Genomic DNA, 15,216 nt, shown 5'->3' with positions numbered 1-15,216 from the left:
ATCGTTGCTCTCTGGCGGTCAGGCCGCGCCGGTCTGCTTGTGGCGCATTCTCGCTGGCATGCCGCAAGGCAACCATCGATCCGGCGCCGCCTGGCAACGGACCGTAAGACCGAGATCAACTGTTGTGCTCGGTCACGCCGGCGGAGCCGGACGGCCAGACCTGCCCAAATGACCTGCGGGATCTCGGCTGGGGTGGGTTTGGAATCCGCGGGACCCGTGTTGGCCGCCGTCGATGGGGCGGGGGCGGTTTCCCTGTATGGCAAAGGAACACTCCGGGAGGCCGCCCGTGCAAGCCACACGCCGGCGGGCGGCAGACGGGTTCTGATCGACCCGAGACCAAACCCTGCGACTCGGGGCTATCAGGGCCCAAGGCAGGGGCCCGAGGAAAGCGCCATCCGGCGGGTCGCGGCGGATGGCCGATGCTTCACCCCCTCCGCGTCACATAATGGTGGACGATGGATACGGAGCGTGATGGAAGGGTCGACGTCAGCATCGTGGTGCCGACGTACAACTGCCGCGCGCACCTCGACGACTGCCTGACGTCCCTCCTCGTGCAGCGCGTCAGCAAAGAGATCATCGTCGTGGACGACGGCTCCCGTGACGGCACGCCCCGGCTCCTCGACCTCTACGCGACACACCATCCCCGCCTGATCACCGTGATCCATCAGCGGCACGCCGGCCTGCGCGGCCGGCTGCGCAATGTGGGGCTCGCGGCGGCGACCGGGCGCTATGTCCTCTTCTTCGATCCGGCGGACCGGCTCGGTACGGAAGCGCTGCGGCGGATGGTCGCCATGGCCGACCGGAACGGCTCCGACATCGTGCTCGGGAAGAGCGTCGGCCGGGGCCGTACCGTTCCCCGTCCGCCCGCGGCGCTCTACCGCGAGAACGTCGAGCGAGTGTCCTTACGCGGCGGCGCCGTCTACGACGATCTCTCCTGCGCCAAGCTGTTCCGCCGAACGCTGCTCGAACGGCATGACATCCGCTTCGACGAGACACTCCGCCTCGGTGCGGACGCGGGGGCGGACTCCGCGGTGGATTCCGACACGGACGCCGCCCTGGACATGGTCTTCGCCGTGCACGCCTACTGCCATGCGCGAGTGATCTCGGTGGTCGCCGACCACGACTGCTATCACCGGCATCCCCATGCCGTCCGCTTCGACATCCAGGCCTCGGATCCGGATCAGGACGGTCCCGACCCTGAGCCGGTGCGCCGGCAGTCGCCGCCGGCGGGCCCGGAACCGCTCGCCTGGCTGCGCATGGTCCGTACGCCGATCGAGCTGATGGCGCGGCATGTCCCGCCGGGGCCGCTGCGCGATCACCTGCTGCTGCGTCATTTCCGGCTGGACGTCTTCGCCCAGCTCGGCGCGCCGTTCCTGGCGGCCGGCGAGGCCGAGCGCGAGAAGATCGCGCATGAGGTCGCCGGCATCTGCGCCGACTGGCTGACCGAGGGGGTGCGAGACCGGCTGGACGGCGCCGACCGTGCCAGGGCCGGGGCGCTGCACGATCCAGAGCGGCTCGTACGGCTCGCGCGGGTGGAGACGGCACTCCTGCGGCACCGCCTGACCGGCGTCGAGTGGCACGGCGGCCGAATGGTGGTCTCCGGACACATCTCGCTCGCCGGTCTCGGTGGGCGGCCCGGGGTCGTGCTGCGTGAGCGTACCTCGCTCGAGGAGCGGCGGCCCCCGGTCACGCGGGTGGCCGACCTGTTCAGTGCCGTGATCGAGGCGTCCTCGCTCCCCACCGGCGTGTGGGACGTGTACGCGGCCGTGGAGTGCGAGGGCGCGTGCAGGTCGGTCAGGCTCGGCCGCAGGCGGACCGCCGACCTGTGCGTTCCCGGTCCCCGGTTCGCCGACGGCGTCGTGGTCGTGCCGTTCCTCACCCGGGCGCACGGCCATCTCAGTCTCGACGTCGGAGGCCACGTATCCAGGGTCCCCGGCTCGGTACGGCTCACGCGCACCCGATGGGTGGGCAGACGCCTGCGGATCGAGGGCAGCGTGCACATCGGCAAGGCGCCGGGAGCGGCGGCGGCACGACGGCTGATCTGGCGCGAGCGGGCATCGGGCCTGGAACGCCGAGCGGTGGTGCGGGCGATCGGGCCGCAGAAGTTCGCGGGGGAGACGGGCCGCCTCCGCCCCGGGATCTGGGACGCCCATCTGGAGCTCGACGTGGGCGGCCCGCCCGCGAGGTTCCCGGTGAAGGTGGTCGGTGGGCCGGAGACGCTGGAGCGGCCGCTGCGCTGGTGGTACGGCCCGGCGCAGTGGACGGCCAGGCCGTACGCCACGGCGGTCAACCGCCGTCTCAGCGTCGCGGTGCGCGTGGCCACCCCGCTCACGCTGCTCCGGCGGGCGCTTCGCCGCTTCCGCCTCTGAACGTCAGAGCCCACCGACCCCTGCCCGTGATCTTGCGAATACTCTCACTTCGAGCCATGAGCAGGGATTTCACATCCGGGATCTTGCGGTTTCTCGCCGACTTATCCCCTGAGCGGCGAAAACGCTCTTCCTGATCTTGCACTCACGACTGCAAGATCAGCGTGCCCATAAGCGCAGGTCGGGCGACTGGCCCGCGAGTATCTGCAAGATCATGGATTCTGTTTGTGCAGGTCAAAGGTGTGGCTTGCGAGAAACTGCAAGATCACGGGGAGGTTGTTGGGGGGATAGGGGGAGTAGCTGCAAATCATTTGCAACTACAATTCGATGTCTTACAGTTGGCGGGTAGCCACCCACCATCGAGGGGGTTCGCCGTGCACGTGCCCGATGGATTCTTCGATCTGCCCGTATCGGTCGGCGCCGGTGCCGTCGCCGTGGCCGGGCTGGCCGTCTGCCTGCGCGGCGCCCGACGCGAGCTGGACGACCGGACCGCGCCGATGGCCGGTCTGGTGGCGGCGTTCATCTTCGCGGTGCAGATGCTCAACTTCCCCGTGGCGGCCGGGACCAGCGGGCACCTGCTCGGCGGGGCGCTGGCGGCGATACTCGTCGGGCCGTACACCGCGGTCTTATGCGTGTCCGTGGTGCTGCTCGTCCAGGGATTCTTCTTCGCCGACGGCGGCCTGACCGCGCTGGGCGTCAACATCACGCTCATGGCGATGGTGACGGCGATCGTCGGCTGGGGCGTCTTCCGGCTGATCACGCGGAGCGCGCCGGGCAGCCGTGCCGTCATCGTGGCCGCGTCGTTCGTGGCCGCGCTGGTGTCCGTGCCGGCCTCGGCGCTCGTGTTCACGCTGCTGTTCTGGATCGGCGGCACCGCGCCCATCGACGTCGCGTCGGTGGCCGCCGCGATGGGCGGCGTGCACGTGCTCATCGGGATCGGGGAGGGGCTGATCACCTCGCTCACCGTGAGCAGCGTGCTGGCGGTCCGGCCCGATCTGGTGTACGGCGCACGCGGCCTCGCCAAGCGCCTGGTGCTGCGTACGGCCGAGGGCATCGAGGCCCCGCTCGTAGCGGCTCCGGCCACGGGAGAGGCTCCGGTCGGTCGCATCCGTCCGCTGCTCATCGGCGGCGGCCTCGTCGCGATCCTGCTCGCCGGCGTGGTGTCCTTCTACGCGTCCGGTTCCCCCGACGGTCTGGAGAAGGTCGCAGCGGACAAGGGGCTGAACGCGCACGAGGAGGAGCACGGCCTGAGCGACGCGCCGCTTGCCGACTACGGCGTCAAGGGCATCGAAGACGAACGGCTCTCCGTCGGACTCGCCGGGGTGGCCGGTGTCGGCATCACCGTTCTCGCCGGTGGCGCGGTCTTCTACACCGTACGGCGCCGCCGCCGGCACAGGGCCGCCGTGTGATCATGGAACGTCAGTGAGCGCCGGGCACCACCACCGGCTCTATCTGCCGGGTGACACTCCCGTGCACCTGCTGCCGCCGCAGTGCAAGCTGGTGGCGGTGGCGGCGTTCGCGGTGGCCGTGGTCGCGACGCCGCGCGAGCGGCTGTGGGCCTTCGCGGTCCACGCGCTGCTGCTGACGGTCGTGGCGGCGGTGGCGCGGGTGCCGGCCGGGCTCATCCTGCGTCGTATGGTCATCGAGGTGCCGTTCGTACTGTTCGCCGTGGCGATTCCGATCATCGGCACGGGTGAGCGGACCGAGGTGCTGGGGATGTCGCTCAGCGTTCCGGGTATGTGGGCGGCGTGGAACATCCTGGCCAAGGCGAGCCTCGGCGTGGTCGCCTCGATCCTGCTGGCGGCGACCACCGAGCCCCGGGCGATGCTCCTGGGCGCGGAGCGGCTCCGCCTGCCGCCGCTCCTCGTGCAGATCGCGTCGTTCATGCTGCGCTATATGGATGTGATCCTCGACCAGATGCGCCGGATGCGGGTCGCCCGGGAGTCGCGGGCGTTCGTGGCCAGGGACCTCCGCCAGGCCCCGGTGCTGGCCAGATCGGCGGGTGCGCTGTTCATCAGGTCGTACGAACGGGGGGAGCGGGTGCATCTCGCCATGCTGAGCCGGGGCTACACCGGGGAAATGCCGATAACGCGGGATCTGTCGGCGTCGGGACGAGACTGGGGGATGGCCGCCGTGCTGCCCTGTCTCGCCGCGGCGACGGCCGTGCTCTCCTGGAGTCTCACGTGACGGGGACGGGCGCGCCGCCGTCGCTGCGGGTCAGCCGGTTGGCGTACGCGTACCCCGACGGCACGCAGGCGCTGTTCGGCGTCGACCTGACGATCCGGCGCGGAGAGCGGGTCGCGCTGCTCGGCCCGAACGGCGCGGGGAAGACCACGCTGGTCATGCACCTCAACGGCATCCTGACGGCCGGGCACGGCACGGTCGAGGTGGCCGGGCTGCCGGTGCGCAAGGACACCCTCCTCGAGATCCGCCGCCGGGTCGGCCTGGTCTTCCAGGATCCCGACGACCAGCTCTTCATGCCGACGGTCCGAGACGACGTCGCCTTCGGCCCGGCCAACCTCGGGGTGCGGGGCGACGAGCTCGACCGGCGGGTGCGGGACGCGCTGACCAGGGTCGGCATGCTGGATGTGATCGACCGGCCGCCGCACCATCTGTCGTTCGGACAGCGGCGACGGGTGGCGGTCGCGACGGTGCTGGCGATGGAGCCGGAGATCCTCGTGCTCGACGAGCCCTCGTCCAACCTCGATCCCGCCTCGCGCCGCGAGCTGGCCGACATCCTGAAAAATCTGGATGTGACGGTGCTGATGGTCACGCATGATCTTCCGTACGCGCTGGAACTGTGCGAGCGCTCGCTGATCCTGTCCGACGGCGTGATCGCGGCGGACGGACCGACGCGTTCGCTGCTCGCCGACGCCGATCTGCTCGCCGCCCACCGCCTGGAACTGCCGTACGGCTTCGCCGTCCCCGCTCTTCAGCAGTGATCGCCCAGTAAAGTGGGCCTCGTTGGGAGGTGGGACGATGAAGCTGCGGCTCGCGCGCCGTTCGCTCCCCGATGCCGTCGTCGTGGTGGCGGTGGAGGGAGAGCTGGATCTCTTCACCGCCCCGTTCCTGCGGGACGAGGTGCGCGACGCCATCCAGAAGGACGGCCCGACACTCGTCCTCGACCTCACGGATCTGTCGTTCATGGACTCGAGCGGGCTCAGCGTGCTGATCGAGGCGTGGCGGCTGGCCACCAGCGAGGGCGGCATCGTCTCCCTCGCGGCGCCGCAGCCACCCGTGGCCCGAATATTGCGCACTACCGGTCTCGATCGGCGCATAAAGGTATATCCGGATGTCGAGACCGCGATTTTGCCCGACCCTGAGTAGAACTTCATTCGGTTGCCACGTTAAGGTCCGGCTATGGATCTGAACGGAGCATCAGCAATCGTCTCAGGTGGTGCGAGCGGCCTCGGCGAGGCCACGGTACGCGAGCTGGCGCGGGTCGGCGCGACAGTGGTGATCGCGGACCTGAACGCCGAACGCGGCAAGGCGATCGCCGACGAGATCGGCGGTGTGTTCGCGCAGACGGACGTGTCCGACGAGGCATCCGTGCAGGCGGCCGTGGAGGCGGCGGTCGCCACCGGCAAGCCGCTGCGCGCCGTGATCAGCAGCGCGGGCATCGGCTGGGCGCAGCGGACCGTCAACCGCGACGGGTCGCCGCACGACCTCGCGTCGTACCGCAAGGTGATCGACGTCAACCTCATCGGCACCTTCAACCTCATGCGCGTCGGCGCAGCGGCCATGGCCAGGACCGAACCGGTCGACGCCGACGGCGCGCGCGGCGTGGTCATCAACACCGCCTCGGTCGCCGGCATCGAGGGCCAGACCGGTCAGGTGGCGTACTCGGCCTCGAAGGGCGGCATCATCGGCATGACGCTGCCGGCCGCACGCGACCTCGCAGCCATCGGGGTGCGCGTGCTGACCATCGCGCCCGGCATCATCGACACCCCGATCTACGGCAAGATCGGGGACAAGAACGCCGATGAATTCAAGGCGAAACTCATCGCCCCGGTGGCGTTCCCGAAGCGGCTGGGCCACGCCTCCGAGTTCGCCCACCTGGTCCGCTCGCTGATCGAGAACGACTACATGAACGGCGAGGTCATCCGCTTCGACGGCGGCATCCGCTTCCAGCCGAAGTGAGCCAGTCCGACTCAAACGCCATCGGCGGAGGTGTGCATGTCCGATGAGGTTCTCGTAGCGGTCGACGACGGGGTGGCCGTCATCACCATCAACCGGCCCAGGGCCAGGAACGCGATCAACGGCGCGGTGGCGCGCGGGATCGCCGCCTCCCTCGACGAACTGGACGAGCGCAAGGATGTGACCGCGATCGTCATCACCGGGGCGGGCGGCACGTTCTGCGCCGGTATGGACCTGAAGGGCTTCCTCGGCGGCGACTTCCCGGTCGTCGAGGGGCGCGGGTTCGGTGGGATCATCGAGAGCCCGCCGCGCAAGCCGCTCGTCGCGGCCGTCGAGGGATACGCCCTCGCCGGTGGTTTCGAGATCGCACTCTCCTGCGACGTCATCGTCGCCTCGCAAGAGGCGAAGTTCGGCCTGCCCGAGCCCAAACGCGGCCTGGTCGCCGCCGCGGGCGGGGTCATACGGCTGCCGCGCCGGATTCCCTACCATGTGGCGATGGAGATCGCGCTGACCGGCGATCACTACCCCGCCGCCCGGCTCTACGAGCTGGGGCTGGTCAACCGCGTCACCCCGGTCGGCGAGGCGCTGGCAGGGGCGCTCGAGCTGGCCCGCAAGATCGCGGCGAACGCGCCGCTGGCCGTCGCCGCGACCAAGCGGATCGTCGTCGAGTCGGCCGACTGGTCGCGGGAGGAGATGTTCGCGAGGCAGAACGAGATCACCGGCCCGGTCTTCGCGTCGAAGGACGCGATGGAGGGCGCCGCGGCCTTCGCCGAGAAGCGCTCCCCCAACTGGTCGGGGGAGTAGCTCTCCTCGGTCCTACGATCCCGGCGCGGTTCCCGCCTTCCGCGCCGGGATTGTCGCACCCGTTCCGGCCCGTCACTGCGTACGGTAAAGGCATGAGTGATTTCGGGCCGGGGCTTCCCCCGGCGGGCCGGCCGACGGGTGGTCGCGTCCTCGGCCTCGTGAGCGGGGCGCTGGGCAGCGCGGTCTTGATGATCGCCCTCGTGTCCGCCATGTGGCTGATCGAGTTCGTCGACTACTTCGGCGGCATGGGGCTGGACAACTACGGCATCGTCTCCCACGAGGTGGACGGCCTGCCGGGCATCCTGCTCGCCCCGTTCCTGCACGCGGGCTTCGACCACCTCATGGCCAACACGCTGCCGCTGCTCATCCTGGGCTTCCTGGCCGCCATCCGGGGGATCGGCAGGTTCCTCGCGGCCAGCCTCGTCATCATCCTGGTCAGCGGGCTGGGCGTCTGGTTCGTCAACGCGCCCGACACGCTGACCGTGGGCGCGAGCGGCCTGGTGTTCGGCTATTTCGGCTATGTCGTGGCCCGCGGCCTCTTCGACCGCCGGGCTCTCGACATCGTCCTCGGCGTGCTCGTCGCCGTGCTCTACTACTCGATCCTGTGGGGGGTCCTGCCCACCCAGCCCGGCATCTCCTGGCAGGGGCACCTGTTCGGCCTCGTCGGCGGCGTCCTCGCCGCCTGGCTGCTGCGCCGCCGCCCGGCGGCTCTGTGAGCCGCCGAGTCACGCCAGGCCGTACGGCACGGGCATGCGCGAGCCGTACGGCACGGACACGCCTGGAGCCGTGCCGTACGGCCTGTGCTGCGGAGGCTCAGAGCCGGTCGACGACGTAGTCGACGCAGGCGGTCAGCGCCTCGATGTCGGCCGGGTCGATGGCCGGGAACATGGCGATGCGCAGCTGGTTGCGGCCGAGTTTGCGGTACGGCTCGGTGTCCACGATGCCGTTGGCGCGCAGCACCTTGGCGACCGCGGCGGCGTCCACCTCGTCGACGAAGTCGATCGTGCCGACGACGTTGGAGCGCTGCGCCGGGTCGGCCACGAACGGCGTGGTGTAGGAGGTCTTCTCCGCCCACGTGTACAGCCGGGAGGCCGAGTCGGCCGTCCGGGCCGTCGTCCAGGCCAGGCCGCCCTGGGCGTTCATCCACTCGATCTGGTCGGCCAGCAGGAACAGCGTGGCGACCGCCGGGGTGTTGTAGGTCTGGTCCTTCACCGAGTTGTCGATCGCGGTCGGCAGGCTGAAGAACTCGGGGACGTACCGCCCGCTTTCGGCGATCTCGGTCACCCGGGCCAGGGCCTTCGGCGAGAACAGCGCGATCCACAGGCCGCCGTCGGAGGCGAAGCTCTTCTGCGGCGCGAAGTAGTAGACGTCGAACTCCGACGCCGAGACCGGCAGGCCCCCGGCGCCGCTGGTGGCGTCGACGAGCACGAGGGAGTCGTCGCCCTCGGTCGGCCGCTTGATCGGCATGGCGACGCCGGTGGAGGTCTCGTTGTGGGTGAGCGCGTAGACGTCCACCCCGTCCTCGGCGACGGCGGCCGGGTGGCTGCCGGGGTCGGCCTTGATGACCGAAGGATCGGCCAGCCAGGGGGCCTTCTTGGCCACGGTGGCGAACTTGCTGGAGAACTCTCCGAAGTGCAGGTGCTGCGACTTCTCCCGGATGAGCCCGAAGGCCGCGATGTCCCAGAACGCCGTGGTGCCGCCGTTGCCCAGCACGACCTCGTACCCCTCGGGGAGGGAGAACAGCTCGGACAGGCCGGCCCGGACCCTGCCCACGAGGTTCTTGACGGGCTTCTGGCGGTGGGACGTCCCCATCACGCTCGCTCCGGCATCGGCGAGAGCCGCGAGCTGCTCGGGACGTACCTTCGAGGGCCCGCAGCCGAAGCGGCCGTCGGCGGGCTTGATGTCAGCGGGAATCACGATGTCAGCCACGGGTTCCAGAGTAGTGAGCCGCGGCGGTGGTCCAGACCGCAGGTCCGGATGGTGAGACGGATTGTCCGTGAAACCGCTGCGGCCCAGGTAGAAGCACGTGCGGCCGGTGACGTAAGAGAACAAGGAGGCCGAAACGGTGAAAAGGGCCCGCGGCGGTAGGCGGCCGCGGGCCCTCAGGGGGTCGTGACGTCAGTCAGGGCTTGCCGATGACCTCGGCGGCGCCGGGCACGTCGCCGATCGAGCGCTTCGGCGGGCCCACGTAGTTGGCGCTGGGGCGGACGAGCCTGCCCGTGCGCTTCTGCTCCAGGATGTGGGCGGCCCAACCGGCGGTGCGGGCGCAGGTGAACATCGAGGTGAACATGTGGGACGGGACCTCGGCGAAGTCGAGGACGACCGCCGCCCAGTACTCCACGTTGGTCGCGAGCACCCGGTCGGGCTTGCGGGCGTGCAGCTCCTCCAGCGCCGCAGTCTCCAGCGCCGCCGCGACCTCGTAGCGCGGCGCACTCAACTCCTTCGCGGTACGGCGCAGCACCCGGGCGCGGGGGTCCTCGGCCCGGTAGACCCGGTGGCCGAAGCCCATGAGGCGGTTGCCCCGGTCCAGCTCTCCCTGGACGTACTTGCGCGCGTCGCCCAGCTTCTCGACACCTTCGATCATGTGCAGCACCCGGGCCGGAGCGCCGCCGTGCAGCGGGCCGGACATCGCGCCGACCGCACCGGACAGGGCGGCGGCCACGTCGGCCCCGGTGGAGGCGATCACACGTGCGGTGAACGTCGAGGCGTTCATGCCGTGCTCCGCCGCGGAGGTCCAATAGGCGTCGATGGCCTTGACATGCTTGGGGTCGGGCTCACCCCGCCAGCGGATCATGAAGCGTTCGACGATGCTCTCCGCCTCGTCGACGCGCTTCTGCGGCACCATCGGCAGGCCGAGACCGCGCGCCGACTGCGCCACGAAGGACAGGGCGGTCACCGAGGCGCGGGCGAGGTCTTCGCGTGCCTGGGTGTCGTCGATGTCGAGCAGCGGCCGGAAGCCATAGGTGGGCGCCAGCATCGCCAGCGCGCTCTGTACGTCGACGCGGATGTCGCCGGAATGGACGGGAACGGGGTACGGCTCCGCCGGAGGCAGCCCCGGCAGGAACTCGTTGTCGACGAGCAGCCCCCACACGTTGCCGAAGGGGACGTTGCCCACGAGCTCTTCGATGTCGACGCCCCGATAACGTAGGGCGCCCCCTTCTTTGTCCGGTTCCGCGATCTCGGTCTCGAACGCCACCACGCCTTCGAGCCCGGGTTTGAAGTCGGACATTCTCGGCCGCCTCCCTCTCTTGTGAAGTCCAGAGCCTTGATGTCGAGATACCGGCGCGTCAATTTAACCCTCACGGTGACCTTGCCGTGCCGCCGCCCCTCCCTAACGCCGTTCTCCCTGGTAGGGGTGATGCTCCGGGCATGCGCTGAGCGCGCAACAATACCGTTCCGTGGACAGCGCGCATCTGCCGGGGCTCCGGCACAGCTACGAGGGAGAGCCCCTGCTCGAATCGGATCTGGCCGACGACCCGGTGGCGCAGTTCACGCTGTGGTTCGCCGACGCGGTCGCCGCCGGTCTGCCCGAGCCCAACGCCATGGTCCTCGCGACCAGCTCGGCCGGGGGGCGCCCCTCCGCCCGCACCGTCCTCCTCAAGGGGTTCGACGAGCGCGGTTTCGTCTTCTTCACGAACTACGAGTCCCGCAAGGGGCGCGACCTCGGCGAGAACCCGCTCGCCTGCCTGCTGTTCCCCTGGCATCCGATCAGGCGGCAGGTCAGGATCGAGGGCCACGCCGTACGGCTCCCGCGGGAGGACAGCGCGGCCTACTTCCGGTCTCGCCCGTACGGCTCCCGCATCGGCGCGTGGGCCTCCCGCCAGTCGGCGGTGGTGGAGTCGCGTGAGGCACTGGACGCCCGCTACCGGGAGCTCGCCAGACGGTGGCCGGAGGATCCGCCGGTGCCGGACTTCTGGGGCGGGTTCCGCGTGGTGCCGTCCGAGGTCGAGTTCTGGCAGGGACAGACCGACCGCATGCACGACCGCATCCGCTATCGGCTGACCGGCGGCGTCGGCGCGCGCGACGGCTGGACGCGGGAACGCCTGGCTCCTTAGAGACCTCCCGGCACGGGCCGAGATCACGTGATCGCGGCGGCGGCCCGCAGGTCGGCGAGGAACCCGGCGTAGGCCGTGTCACGGTCGGGCGCCCGCAGGATCGCCGACGGATGGATCGTGGCCACATAGTAGGCGCCGTCGCGGCGGGGCACGGGCTCGCCACGGTGCCGGGTCACCCGGAACGACGGTCCGAGCAGCGCGCGTGCCGCCGTCGCGCCCATCACGATCGTCACGTCCGGGTCCACCAGCAGCATCTCGGCCTCAAGCCAGGGGCGGCAGGCGCCGATCTCGGCCGCCGTCGGTCTCTGGTGGATCCTGCGTCCGCCGCGCGGCTCGAACTTGAAGTGCTTGACGGCGTTGGTCAGGTAGACCGCTTCCCGGTCGATCCCCGCCTCCTCGAGCGCTCTGTCGAGCATCCGGCCGGCCGGTCCGACGAACGGGGCGCCGCGACGGTCCTCCTGGTCGCCGGGCTGCTCGCCGACGAGCATGAACCGGGCATCGGGGACGCCCTCCCCGAAGACGGTCTGCGTGGCGTTCCGGTAGAGATCGCAGCCCTGGCAGCGGCGTGCGGCGTCCGCCAGCGCGGGCAGGTTCAGCTCGGCCGGAAGGAATCGCTCCGCACCGATGTTTCCCATCCTGAGACGCTTCCCCAATATGGTCAGCTGGGAACGCGCAGAAGGTCGTAGCCTCATTTACAAGGACTGGAGGAGCCTTGACCGCACACGGCCTGATCGATACGACGGAGATGTACCTTCGCACGATCTTCGAGCTTGAAGAGGAAGGCATCGTGCCGCTGCGCGCCCGGATCGCCGAGCGGCTGCAGCAGAGCGGACCGACGGTCAGCCAGACGGTTGCGAGGATGGAGCGTGACGGTCTTGTGAAGGTGCAGGGGGACCGGCACCTCACCATGACCGATCTCGGGCGCAGGCTCGCCATCAGGGTGATGCGCAAGCACCGGTTGGCCGAGTGTCTGCTCACCCAGGTGATCGGCCTGCCGTGGGAGGAGGTCCACGTCGAGGCGTGCCGTTGGGAGCATGTGATGTCCGAGGCGGTGGAGACCCGGCTTGTCGATCTTCTTGGCAACCCTCAGATCTGCCCGCACGGCAACCCCATCCCGGGTCTGGCGGAGCTGGGCGTGGCGCAGTCCGCTATGACCGGGGATGAGACGATCTCGACCATGGCGAGCGTCGCCGGGCCGGGCCCGATCCCCGTTGTAGTGCGGCGAATCAGCGAACAAGTGCAAAGCGACCCCGCCGTGATGCTTAAACTCAAGCAAGTTGGGATACAACCCGGACGCGAGGTGACGCTCGCGGCTAGCGACGACGGTGTGCGGGTGACGGGTGATGGTGAAGCGGGCGGCACTGCCGTGGACCTACCGCGGGACGTCGCCGCGCACGTCTTCGTCACCAGACGATGACGGAAAGAGTTGTGCCTGGTTGAATCCGGATAGGGAGTCTCTCCTCCTCTCTCAGACCCAGCAGCCCCTCATGACCTCAGGAGCCCCTGCAGGAGCGCATGTGGCAGCCATAGCGAACACGCGTCCCCGGGGGGTGGCCGGGGGATGAAACGTTGGGGAGACCTGTCCCAGGAGACGGCCGACCATCTGACCGCCGGATCGGTGCTCGACCAGGCTGAGATGGCGGTGGTCGTCACCGACCGTTTCAGCAACGTCCTCTACTGGAATCCGTACGCCGAGCGACTGTTCGGCAGGACGGGGACACCATCCGGCGACGAGCCCCTGGTGTCCCTCGGAATCATGGAGAAGGACCACCCGCACGCCATCGACCTGGCCAGGCACGTGCTGCGCGGCGGGGTGTGGGAGGGCACGTTCGACGTCGTACGCGACGACGGCACGGTGGTCTACGTACGGGCCCAGGCCGTACCGCTGCGGCACCCGTCGGGTCCGATCAGCGGCATCGTGGTCATCGCGCGCGAGGCGATGCGCAGCAACGAGCGGGAGAAGGACCGGTTCGGCCTGCTCGAGCGCATCGGCGAGCGGCTCGCCGGATCCCTGTACGTCGAGGAGACGCTCAACCGGGTCGCGGAGATGCTGGTCCCGCAGTTCGCCGACCACTGCTTCATCGAGCTGGTCCAGGGCGACCGGCTGGTGCGCAAGGTGTCCAAGCACGTGCACGGCTGGATGCCGCCGCCGGGCACCTGGCTGCCGGTGGGCTCGGAGATCAGATATCCGCTCGGCCACTACGCCGACACCGCGCTGCGCCGGCAGGAGACCATCCTCGTCGAGGACTTCTCGCAGGTGAGCTTCCCGATGCCGAGCGAGGGCTCGGCCCGGCTGTTCGCCGAGGTCGGGATGACCTCAGCTATCGTCGCGCCACTGTGCGTACGCGGTGAGACGCTGGGCCTGATGTATCTCGGGCTGTCCAACCTCACCGACCGGCGCTCCCCGCACTACGACACCTTCGACCGGGACTTCCTGGGCGCGGTCGCCACCCGGGTCGCGCTCGCCGTGGACAACGCGCTGCTGTTCGAGGAGGAGCGGCACACCGCCGAATCGTTCCAGAAGCATCTGCTGCCGCGTGATCTCCCCTCGTTCGACGGGCTGGAGATCGCCCACCGCTACTGTCCCGCCGCACCGCTCGCCTCGCACGGACAGGGCATTCAGACCCAGGTGGGCGGCGACTGGTACGACGTGATCCCGCTGTCGGCCGGCCGGGTCGGCATCGTCATCGGAGACGTGGAGGGGCGGGGCGCCAAGGCGGCCGCCGTCATGGGCCAGCTCAGGGCCGCGTTGCGGGCCTTCGCGCAGGACGACAAGCCGCCCGCCGACATCCTCGCCCGGCTCGACGAGTGGACCCGGGTCGTGGCCGCGCCGGAGCGCGACGACTTCGGCGCCGACATCACCAATCCGCCGATCGTCACCTGTCAGTACCTCGTGTACGACGCGTGGTCGCGGCAGCTCTCCTTCGCCAACGCCGGTCACGCGCCGCCGCTGCTGATCGTCGACGGCAAGGTCACGGAGCTGGACATCACCGAGGTGGGTCAGCCGCTCGGCGTCCGGGCCAAGGGCGTGCACGCCGATCTCGTCTACAAGGAGGAGACCCTGACCCTGCCGCCCGGCGCGACGCTGCTCCTCTACACAGACGGCCTGGTCGACCGCCGCCCCCTCCGTGACTTCGGCGGCCCCTCGTCCGAGGACCCGGAGGAGGACGAGGCGCTGCGGATGCTCCGCGACGAGCTCGCCAAGGTCTCCGCCGAACCGGTCGAGCGCATCGCGGACGCGGCCACCGTCGCCGTTCCCGGCGAGATCGACGACGACATGGCGATCCTCGTGGTCAGGTCGGTCGGCACCGAACTGGAGCTACAGGAGCGTACGTTCCCCGCGCAGCCGATCATGGTGGGGGAGGCCCGGCGGATGGCGTCCGAGGCGTTCGAGCGCTGGCAGGTACCCCAGGAACGGGCCGACCTCGCCTGCCTGCTGGTCTCCGAGGTCGTGACCAACGTCGTGCTCCACGCGGCCGGTGCCAGTGTGCCACGCCGTGAGCTGGTGCTCGAAGGCCCGCCGCTGCCGTTCGACGAGTCATGGGACGTGCCGGGTTTCGAGGAGGACATCGCCGGCGAGAAGGAGTTCACGCTCCGGTTGCGCTGCGGCAAGGACGCGATCTGGGTCGAGGTGTTCGACCAGGATCTGCGTCTGCCCCGCATCCGCAGCGCCGCCGAGACCGATGAGGGCGGCCGGGGCCTCTACCTCGTCGACCAGCTCGCCAAGCGCTGGGGTTCCCGGCCGACCAGGGAGGGCAAGGCCGTCTGGTTCGAGATCCCCGTCGGCGGTCGCTGAGCGTTTCCGCCGACGGCTGGGCCGGTTGCCCGCGCGCACAGGGGAAAACGGCCGCATA

General features: G+C 69.8%; 14 protein-coding genes. 11 read left to right on the top strand and 3 right to left on the bottom strand.

Annotated elements, in window-relative coordinates:
• The first annotated feature begins 455 nt into the window (after window positions 1-455).
• The 8 genes from AP234_RS30720 (at window position 456) to AP234_RS30685 (ending at window position 8,023) form a co-directional block, all read left to right on the top strand.
• Window positions 456-2,369, top strand: a complete 1,914-nt coding sequence (locus tag AP234_RS30720; RefSeq protein ID WP_055483259.1) for a glycosyltransferase family 2 protein — start codon at window positions 456-458, stop codon at window positions 2,367-2,369.
• A 371-nt stretch (window positions 2,370-2,740) separates the two neighbouring features.
• The gene (locus AP234_RS30715) at window positions 2,741-3,775 is read left to right on the top strand and encodes an energy-coupling factor ABC transporter permease (protein WP_055483258.1); all 1,035 of its coding nucleotides are present in this window, start codon (window positions 2,741-2,743) and stop codon (window positions 3,773-3,775) included.
• 13 nt (window positions 3,776-3,788) lie between these two features.
• Window positions 3,789-4,553 carry a cobalt ECF transporter T component CbiQ gene (gene cbiQ, locus AP234_RS30710; RefSeq protein ID WP_055483257.1) on the top strand — a complete coding sequence of 255 codons (765 nt, stop codon included), beginning with the start codon at window positions 3,789-3,791 and terminating at the stop codon, window positions 4,551-4,553.
• On the top strand, window positions 4,550-5,308 hold the full coding sequence (locus AP234_RS30705; RefSeq protein WP_055483256.1) for an energy-coupling factor ABC transporter ATP-binding protein: 759 nt from the start codon (window positions 4,550-4,552) through the stop codon (window positions 5,306-5,308). Before cbiQ ends, AP234_RS30705 begins: the two co-directional genes overlap by 4 nt.
• 37 nt (window positions 5,309-5,345) lie before the next feature.
• Window positions 5,346-5,693, top strand: a complete 348-nt coding sequence (locus AP234_RS30700; RefSeq protein WP_055483255.1) for an anti-sigma factor antagonist — start codon at window positions 5,346-5,348, stop codon at window positions 5,691-5,693.
• 33 nt (window positions 5,694-5,726) lie between these two features.
• Complete coding sequence (locus AP234_RS30695; RefSeq protein ID WP_055483254.1) at window positions 5,727-6,506, top strand: SDR family NAD(P)-dependent oxidoreductase; 780 nt, start codon at window positions 5,727-5,729, stop codon at window positions 6,504-6,506.
• Window positions 6,507-6,542: 36 nt separating this feature from the next.
• Window positions 6,543-7,307 (top strand): crotonase/enoyl-CoA hydratase family protein, encoded by a 765-nt coding sequence (locus AP234_RS30690; protein WP_055483253.1) that lies wholly within the window; start codon window positions 6,543-6,545, stop codon window positions 7,305-7,307.
• 92 nt (window positions 7,308-7,399) lie between these two features.
• The gene (locus tag AP234_RS30685; protein ID WP_055483252.1) at window positions 7,400-8,023 is read left to right on the top strand and encodes a rhomboid family intramembrane serine protease; all 624 of its coding nucleotides are present in this window, start codon (window positions 7,400-7,402) and stop codon (window positions 8,021-8,023) included.
• Between the two features lie 97 nt (window positions 8,024-8,120).
• On the opposite strand, the gene serC is transcribed toward AP234_RS30685, so the two are convergent.
• Window positions 8,121-9,236, bottom strand: coding sequence for a phosphoserine transaminase (gene serC / locus AP234_RS30680; RefSeq protein ID WP_055483251.1), 1,116 nt, complete (start codon window positions 9,234-9,236; stop codon window positions 8,121-8,123).
• Between the two features lie 193 nt (window positions 9,237-9,429).
• Window positions 9,430-10,536: a citrate synthase 2 gene (locus AP234_RS30675; RefSeq protein WP_055483250.1), complete on the bottom strand. Its 1,107-nt coding sequence runs from the start codon at window positions 10,534-10,536 to the stop codon at window positions 9,430-9,432.
• Between the two features lie 169 nt (window positions 10,537-10,705).
• Here AP234_RS30675 and pdxH point away from each other — a divergent pair, with 169 nt between their 5' ends.
• Entirely contained in the window at window positions 10,706-11,362 is a 657-nt protein-coding gene (pdxH, locus tag AP234_RS30670; RefSeq protein ID WP_055483249.1) for a pyridoxamine 5'-phosphate oxidase, read from the top strand.
• 23 nt (window positions 11,363-11,385) lie between these two features.
• On the opposite strand, the gene AP234_RS30665 is transcribed toward pdxH, so the two are convergent.
• A complete protein-coding gene (locus AP234_RS30665) occupies window positions 11,386-11,997 on the bottom strand; it encodes a UdgX family uracil-DNA binding protein (protein WP_055483248.1) in 612 nt (203 codons plus the stop codon).
• A gap of 77 nt (window positions 11,998-12,074) precedes the next feature.
• Between AP234_RS30665 and AP234_RS30660 the strand changes: the two genes are divergently transcribed.
• Both AP234_RS30660 and AP234_RS30655 read left to right on the top strand, forming a co-directional pair.
• The gene (locus tag AP234_RS30660; protein WP_055483247.1) at window positions 12,075-12,779 is read left to right on the top strand and encodes a metal-dependent transcriptional regulator; all 705 of its coding nucleotides are present in this window, start codon (window positions 12,075-12,077) and stop codon (window positions 12,777-12,779) included.
• 144 nt (window positions 12,780-12,923) lie between these two features.
• On the top strand, window positions 12,924-15,158 hold the full coding sequence (locus AP234_RS30655) for a SpoIIE family protein phosphatase (RefSeq protein ID WP_055483246.1): 2,235 nt from the start codon (window positions 12,924-12,926) through the stop codon (window positions 15,156-15,158).
• Window positions 15,159-15,216 lie beyond the last annotated feature (58 nt).

This window comes from Sphaerimonospora mesophila, from assembly GCF_001417795.1.
Taxonomy (GTDB): domain Bacteria; phylum Actinomycetota; class Actinomycetes; order Streptosporangiales; family Streptosporangiaceae; genus Sphaerimonospora; species Sphaerimonospora mesophila.
Note: the sequence above shows the minus strand (reverse complement) of the source record. Positions and strands in the feature narration are given on the sequence as shown.